The following is a 7,351-nucleotide window of genomic DNA, read 5'->3' on the forward strand; positions in this document are numbered from 1 at the left end:
GGCCGCCCCGCGAGTTGGTTACTCGCGGGGCGGCCTTCTCTCGACAGCTCTGCCTAGAACTTGTAGGCCACCGAGCAGGTCTGGTCGGCTGCCGTCTGCCCGGTGAGGCCCGAGATCTCGGTCGCAGCCGGTGCTTTCGTCGCCGGTGTGGTGGGGGTGCTCGATGGCGTCGACGGAGCCGGTGGTGACGAGGATCCGGCCGCCGCGCCCGAGGAACCCGTCGACCCTGCGGCCCCCGACGACTCCGACCCGATGCCGGTGGAGCCCTTCGGAATCGTGAACTGCTTGTCCGCTTTGATCGAGTCGAAGAGCAGCCCGGCCGTGGCGACATCGGGCTGAACCTTGCCGGCGTAGACACCGGTGCCGCCGGTCGACCCGGGGTACTGCACGAAGTTCACGTTGCCGAGCGGGAGGTCTTTGAGCGCCAGCCCGATCTCGATGAGCGTGCTCGGGTTTTTCAGGCTGTTGGAGAGGACCATGTTGCTCGTCGCGGCGCGGGCGAGCTTGTACAGCTTCGTCGGGCTCGACAGAGTGCCCGCGGACTTAATGGTGCGAAGCATCGACGAGAGGTAGACCTGCTGGCTCGAGATGCGGCCGAGGTCGGAGCCGTCGCCGATTCCGTGGCGGGTCCGGAGGAAGGCGAGCGCCTCGTCGCCCTGGAGGGTGGAGGTTCCGGCCGGGAGGTTCAGGTCGGTATAGGGGTCGGAGATCGGCTTGTTGACGCAGACCGGCACCCCGCCGATCGCGTTTGACATCTCGATGACGCCGTTGAACGAGATGAGCCCCGCGAAGGGGATGTCGAGGCCGGTGAGTCCCTTGACCGTCTGCACGACGCAGTTGAGCCCGCCGTACGAGTAGGCGGAGTTGATCGGCTGGGCGCTCATCGCGCTGTTCGTGCCGGTGCCGTCTTCTTTCTCGCAGGCGGGGATCGGAACGACGAGGTCGCGCGGGATGCTCACGGCCGTCGCGTTCGTGTGGTCGGCCGAGACGTGCAGCAGGATGTTGACGTCGTTGAGGGTCGCGTCACGCTTGCCGAACTCCGCCGTGCTCTGCTTGGCGTCGTTGTCGGTGCCGACGATGAGGATGTTGAAGCCGCCCTCGTACGCTCCGATGCCGGTGCCCTGGAGCGCGGGCTCGGTCTCTTCGCCGGTGAGTGCGACGCCGTCGCCGATGTCGCTCTGGATCTGCTGGAGGGCGATCGCGCCGACCGAAACGCCGCTGACCAGGACGACGGCCGCGCCGACGGCGATCGTCTTGAGCACGAATCCGGCCGGGCCACGCCGGCGGAGGCGACCGTGACGGGCGAGGCCGTCGGTGGCAGCGGGGAGGCCCGGCGAGGCGGCGGTAGCCTGACGGGCTGCGGCTTCTTCATGCGCTCGGCGAGCGGCACGACGGGGGCTCTCGGAGCGGTGGTTTTCGCTCACGGGGGTCCTTTCCTTCGGCGGCGGCGCGCTCCGGAGCCCGGGGGCTCGGATGCTGTGGCCGGACCCGAATCCGTACCGCAGAAGTCGCGCCGCTCGGTGGCGGCAAGGGTTGCGATTGTAGCGGGAGGGCCTGGCGACCTGTCGAGCCCTCCGATCCAATTGGTCGCCATTGGCGCTGTCGTCGCCTGCCCGAGGACGACATGATGAGGGGATGTCTCCCCGCGACCGCCTTCTCGCTGCTCTCGTCGCCATCGCGTGGGGTCTCAACTTCCCGGCCACGGCACTGGCCCTCGAGCACTACCCGCCCTTCTTCATGGTGGCGCTCCGGTTCGCGCTTCTCGCCGTGCCGACGATCTTCCTGATCCCGAGACCGGCCATTCCGGTTCGCTGGCTCCTTGCGGTGGGCGGCTGCCTCGGGATCCTGCAGTTCGCTTTCCTGTACCTGGCGATGAATGCAGGGCTCGCGAGTGGCCTGGCCTCGATCGTGCTGCAGGCGTCGGCGCCGTTCACCGTGGTGCTCGCCGGGTTCCTCCTCGGCGAGCGCATCACGAAGCGCCAGGCGATCGGCATCGGCATCGCCGTGCTCGGGCTTCTGGCGATCGCGCTGCACCGGGCGCAGGTCGCGGCGATCCTGCCCGTGCTGCTCGCGCTCTGCGCCGCCCTCGGCTGGGCGCTCGGCAACGTCGCCTCCCGCCGGGCCGCCGCACCGAATCCCCTCCACCTCACCCTGTGGATGTCGGTCGTGCCGCCGCTGCCGATGCTCGCGCTCTCGCTGCTGTTCGAGGGCCCCCGCCGCATCGCCGAGTCGCTGGCGACCGCATTCACGGCGGACGCGCTTCCGGCCCTCGGCGGCCTCCTCTACGTCGTGATCATCGCGACGATCGTCGGCTACGGCATCTGGAACACACTGCTGTCGAAGTACCCCTCCAGCACGGTCGCTCCGTTCTCGATGCTGGTGCCGGTGATCGGCGTGCTGGCCTCCTGGCTCGTCTTCGGCGAGATCCCCGACGGGATCGAGCTCTTCGCCGGGGCGTTCGTGGTCGGCGGAGTGCTCTTCGCCAGCTACCGACGCCGGGCCAAGCCCGCATTACCCGGTGTGACCTCGCCCGATGGGAATGGCACGGGGCCCGTTACTGTTTCGTCAGAAGCTTCAGGGACGGTGTGATTCCGTACCGGCGGTGACAGCCCGCGAACCCCGTGCGATCACGGGGCCGAATCGGTCAGTCGCTCTCGTTCGCGGGGGCGATCATTCCGGTGCCGACAGTGGGGCGGACGACCTTTCGGGGCCGTCCGGCTCAGACAGTCTGGATGAGAGAAGCTCCCCCACAGGAGAACCATGAGCGCCATCCACTGGCTGTTCGACGCCACATTCACGATTCACGATCAGACCGTCCTCTGGCGCGAGGTGATCGGCAACCTGTTCGGTCTCTTCTCTGCCCTCGGCGGCATGCGTCGCAGAGTGTGGGCCTGGCCGATCGGAATCGCGGGCAACGCCCTCCTCTTCACCGTCTTTCTCGGTGCGGTCTTCGAGACGCCCAACCCGGTCAACCTGCTCGGGCAGGCCAGTCGTCAGATCATGTTCATCGTCGTCTCGATCTACGGCTGGTACCGCTGGAAGCACGCGCGCGACGGAGGCGGAGACGCGGTCGAACCCCGGTGGGCAGGTGGCCGGGCGCGGATCCTTCTCGTCGTCGCCCTCGTCGGCGGCACCGCGGTCGTGACACCGATCTTCACCGCTCTCGGCTCGTACTCGCCGGTCTGGGCCGACGCGTGGATCTTCGTCGGCTCACTGCTCGCCACCTACGGCATGGCGAAGGGCTGGGTCGAGTTCTGGCTCATCTGGGTCGCCGTCGACGTGGTCGGCGTGCCCCTGCTGCTCGGCGCCGGCTACTGGGCATCGGCGATCATGTACGTCTTCTACGGGGCGTTCACGCTGACGGGATTCTTCGTCTGGGCGCACACCCGGCGCGTGGCAGCAGTGCCGGTGCTGCCGGATCCTGAGCCGGTCCCCCTCGCCCGCTAGGTCGTTGTCGGGGGTCGGGCGTACCGTTGCGCGCATGACCAGCCCTTCGCTCACAACGGTCGGCGAGCTCCGTGCTTCGGGCCACGCCCAGAAGACCGTCCGTGCCGAGATCCGAGACAACCTCCTAGAAGCCCTTCGCGAGGGCCGAGACCCGTGGCCGGGGTTGCACGGCTTCGAGTCGACCGTGATCCCCCAGCTCGAGCGGGCGCTCATCGCGGGGCACGACATCGTGCTTCTGGGCGAGAGAGGGCAGGGCAAGACGAGGATCCTGCGGACCCTGTCTGGTCTTCTCGACGAGTGGGCGCCGGTCATTGCCGGCTCCGAGCTGGGCGAGCACCCCTACGAGCCGATCGCTACGGTGAGCATCCGTCGAGCCGCAGAGCTCGGCGACACTCTGCCCATCGAGTGGAAGCATCGCAGCGAGCGCTACGTCGAGAAGCTCGCGACGCCCGACACGAGCGTTGCTGACCTGATCGGCGACGTCGATCCGATGAAGGTGGCCGAGGGCCGCAGTCTCGGCGACCCCGAGACGATCCACTTCGGGCTGATCCCGCGGAGCCACCGAGGCATCGTCGCGATCAACGAGCTGCCCGACCTCGCCGAGCGCATCCAGGTCGCGATGCTCAACGTGATGGAAGAGCGCGACGTGCAGATTCGCGGCTACGTGCTGCGCCTGCCCCTCGACGTCCTCGTCGTGGCCAGTGCGAACCCCGAAGACTATACGAACCGCGGCCGTATCATCACGCCGCTGAAAGACCGGTTCGGCGCTGAGATCCGCACGCACTACCCGACCGAGCTCGACGACGAGATCGCCGTGATCCGGCAGGAGGCCGAGCTGGCCGCCGAGGTGCCCGACTACCTGATCGAGATCCTCGCCCGATTCACCCGCAACCTCCGCGAGTCGAGCGCCGTCGACCAGCGGTCGGGGGTGAGCGCCCGGTTCTCCATCGCGGGCGCCGAGACGATCGCCGCGGCCGCTCTCCACCGGGCGACCCGGCAGGGCGAGCCCGAAGCGGTCGCTCGACCGGTCGATCTCGAAACGGCCGTCGACGTGCTCGGCGGCAAGATCGAGTTCGAATCGGGCGAAGAGGGGCGCGAAGACGAGATCCTCGACCACCTCCTCCGCACGGCCACGGCCGAGACGGTGCGCGCGCACTTCCGCGGGCTCGACTTCGACGTGCTCGTCTCCGCCATCGAGAACGGCGTCATGGTCACGACCGGCGAGCAGGTGGCCGCTCGCGACTTCCTGGCGGGGTTGCCGTCGCTCGGCGAATCCGAGATCTACGACGACATCTGCGCACGCCTCGATGCCACGACCGACGGCCAGCGCGCCGGCGCCATCGAGCTAGCCCTCGAGGGCCTCTACCTCGGTCGTCGGGTGAGCAAAGAGTCGGGCGGGGGCGAGACGATCTATGGCTGACACCGTGCTCACTCCCGTTGACCAGGTGCGGACGGTATCGCATGCCTAGAGCAAATCGGCGTCTCACGCGCGACTCTCGCTACGGTCGCTACACGGGTGGGCCGGATCCTCTGGCTCCCCCGGCCGACCTGACCGAGGCGCTCGACGCGATCGGGCAAGATGTAATGGCCGGCTACTCGCCCGAGCGGGCCCTCCGCGAGTTCCTACGCCGTGGTGGGGCCGACCGCCCCGGGCTCGACGACCTCGCCCGCCGGGTGGCCGAGCGCCGCCGTGAGCTCACCCAGAAGAACAACCTCGACGGCACGCTGCGCGAGGTCAAGGAGCTGCTCGACAAGGCCGTCCTGGCCGAACGAAAGCAACTCGCCCGCGACGCCCTACTCGACGACACCGACCGCGCCCTCGCCGAGATGCAGCTCGACAGCCTGTCGCCCTCGCCGGCCGCCGCCGTCAGCGAGCTCAGCGACTACTCGTGGCAGAGCGCCGAGGCCCGTCAGAGCTACGACAAGATCAAAGAGCTGCTCGGCCGCGAGATGCTCGACCAGCGGTTCGCCGGCATGAAGCAGGCGCTCGAAGGTGCCACCGAAGCCGACCGCGAAGCGATCACCGCGATGCTCGGCGACCTCAACGCTCTTCTCGACGCTCACCGCGAAGGCGTCGACACCCCCGAGATGTTCGACGACTTCATGGCCAAGCACGGCGCGTTCTTTCCCGAGGGGCCCCAGAGCGTCGACGAACTGATCGACGCTCTGGCCGCGCGCGCCGCCGCCGCCCAGCGCATGCGCAACTCCATGACGCAGGAGCAACGAGACGAGCTCGACGCCCTGGCACAGCAGGCGTTCGGCTCCCCCGAGTTGATGCAGGCGCTCGGGCAGCTCGACGGCAACCTGCAGTCGCTCCGCCCCGGCGAAGACTGGGGCGGCTCCGAGCGGATGGAAGGCTCCGAAGGGCTGGGGCTCGGCGACGGCACGGGCGTCTTCCAAGACATCGCCGACCTCGATGCGCTGGCCGACCAGCTGGCCCAGTCGTCGAACGGTTCGCAGCTCGACGACCTCGACCTCGACGCGCTCACCCGTCAGCTCGGCGATGCCGCATCGGTCGATGCCCGCGCCCTCCAACAACTCGAGAAAGCACTGCGCGACTCGGGCGCGATCCAACGCGGCACCGACGGCCAGCTTCGCCTCACCCCGAAGGCCATGCGCCAACTCGGCAAGGCTCTTCTCCGCGACGTCTCGGAGGCACTCTCGGGGCGTCGCGGCAACCACGACGTGCGACGCGCCGGCGCAGCGGGCGACCTCTCTGGCGCCTCGCGCGAGTGGGAGTTCGGCGACACCCAACCCTGGAACGTCACCCGCACGATCACGAACTCGATTACCCGCACGGCCGGTGCGGGGCTCCCTGCCGGCTCGCACGTGCGGATCGAGGTCGGCGACATCGAAGTGCTCGAGACCGAGGCCCGAACTCAGGCCTGTGTCGCCCTCCTCGTCGACACGTCGTTCTCGATGGCGATGGAAGACCGCTGGGTGCCGATGAAGCGCACCGCTCTTGCGCTTCACACGCTCATCACGAGCCGGTTCCGCGGCGACGACCTGCAGCTGATCGGCTTCGGGCGCCAGGCCGAGGTGATGGAGATCGAGAAGCTCGTCGGGCTCGAGGCCATGTGGGACAAGGGCACGAACCTCCACCACGCGCTCCTGCTCGCGAACCGCCACTTCCGCAAGCATCCAAATGCCCAACCCGTGCTGCTGATCGTCACCGACGGCGAGCCGACCTCGCACCTCGAGCCCGACGGCGAGGTCTACTTCAACTACCCGCCCGATCCGCTCACCGTCGCCTACGCCGTCCGCGAGCTCGACAACTCGATGCGACTGGGCGCCCACACGACGTTCTTCCGCCTCGGCGACGACCCCGGCCTGGCGCGCTTCATCGCGTCGATGGCCAAGCGCGTCGGCGGTTCCGTCATCGCGCCGGAGGCCGACGACCTCGGGGCCGCGGTGGTCGAGTCGTACCTCGGGTCGCGGCAGGCGGGTGGGGCCGGCGGGTTTGGAGCCGGCGGGTTCGGGGCCGGCGGGTTCGGGGCCGGCGGGTTCGGAGCCGGCGGCCTCAGCGACTATCCCGGCCGTTTTGGTGGGCTGTTCTAGCCGCGTGCGGCGCTGAAACCGCCCGATCGGCACAGACCCGGCGCCGAGTGCCGCCTAAGGCTGCGGTGGGCCCACCCCGCACGACATTTGGCGGCACTCGCAGGGCGGCGTCTGCGCCAACGGCGGTCGCGCAAACCGGAACGTCGCCGAGTGGCGCCTAATGCTGCAGCGGACAGACCCCGCCCGACAATTGCCGCCACTCGCGGCACGGCGCGGCGGCAGTCGCAGCGCCGGGCGGCCGAGGTTCGGCGTGGCGGCGGTCGCAGCGCCGGACGGCCGAGGCTCGGCGCGGCGGCGGTCGCAGCGCCGGGCGGCCGAGGCTCGCACGAGGCCCGGTGCCGCGACC

5 protein-coding genes are annotated in these 7,351 nt (G+C 69.2%); 4 read left to right on the forward strand and 1 reads right to left on the reverse strand.

Annotated features, from left to right (window positions below):
• Positions 1–53: 53 nt before the first annotated feature.
• Positions 54–1,424: an LCP family protein gene (locus ASF54_RS08445; protein WP_235480976.1), complete on the reverse strand. Its 1,371-nt coding sequence runs from the start codon at positions 1,422–1,424 to the stop codon at positions 54–56.
• Positions 1,425–1,635: 211 nt separating this feature from the next.
• On the opposite strand from ASF54_RS08445, the gene ASF54_RS08450 reads away from it, so the two are divergent.
• From ASF54_RS08450 to ASF54_RS08465, 4 genes are all read left to right on the forward strand, one after another.
• Positions 1,636–2,589, forward strand: coding sequence for an EamA family transporter (locus ASF54_RS08450; RefSeq protein ID WP_084816049.1), 954 nt, complete (start codon positions 1,636–1,638; stop codon positions 2,587–2,589).
• A 171-nt stretch (positions 2,590–2,760) separates the two neighbouring features.
• Positions 2,761–3,447, forward strand: a complete 687-nt coding sequence (gene pnuC / locus ASF54_RS08455) for a nicotinamide riboside transporter PnuC (protein ID WP_055960857.1) — start codon at positions 2,761–2,763, stop codon at positions 3,445–3,447.
• A gap of 34 nt (positions 3,448–3,481) precedes the next feature.
• Entirely contained in the window at positions 3,482–4,867 is a 1,386-nt protein-coding gene (locus ASF54_RS08460; protein ID WP_055960860.1) for an AAA family ATPase, read from the forward strand.
• Positions 4,868–4,908: 41 nt separating this feature from the next.
• Complete coding sequence (locus tag ASF54_RS08465; RefSeq protein WP_055960862.1) at positions 4,909–7,005, forward strand: vWA domain-containing protein; 2,097 nt, start codon at positions 4,909–4,911, stop codon at positions 7,003–7,005.
• Positions 7,006–7,351 lie beyond the last annotated feature (346 nt).

Origin of the sequence: Frondihabitans sp. Leaf304 (genome assembly GCF_001423105.1) — a bacterium.
Taxonomy (GTDB): domain Bacteria; phylum Actinomycetota; class Actinomycetes; order Actinomycetales; family Microbacteriaceae; genus Frondihabitans.

What these genes read in the sequence shown, in the direction of transcription:
- ASF54_RS08450 (WP_084816049.1), top strand. Translation starts at nt 1,636, where the DNA reads ATGTCTCCCCGCGACCGCCTTCTCGCTGCTCTCGTCGCCATCGCGTGG.
- pnuC (WP_055960857.1), top strand. Translation starts at nt 2,761, where the DNA reads ATGAGCGCCATCCACTGGCTGTTCGACGCCACATTCACGATTCACGAT.
- ASF54_RS08460 (WP_055960860.1), top strand. Translation starts at nt 3,482, where the DNA reads ATGACCAGCCCTTCGCTCACAACGGTCGGCGAGCTCCGTGCTTCGGGC.
- ASF54_RS08465 (WP_055960862.1), top strand. Translation starts at nt 4,909, where the DNA reads ATGCCTAGAGCAAATCGGCGTCTCACGCGCGACTCTCGCTACGGTCGC.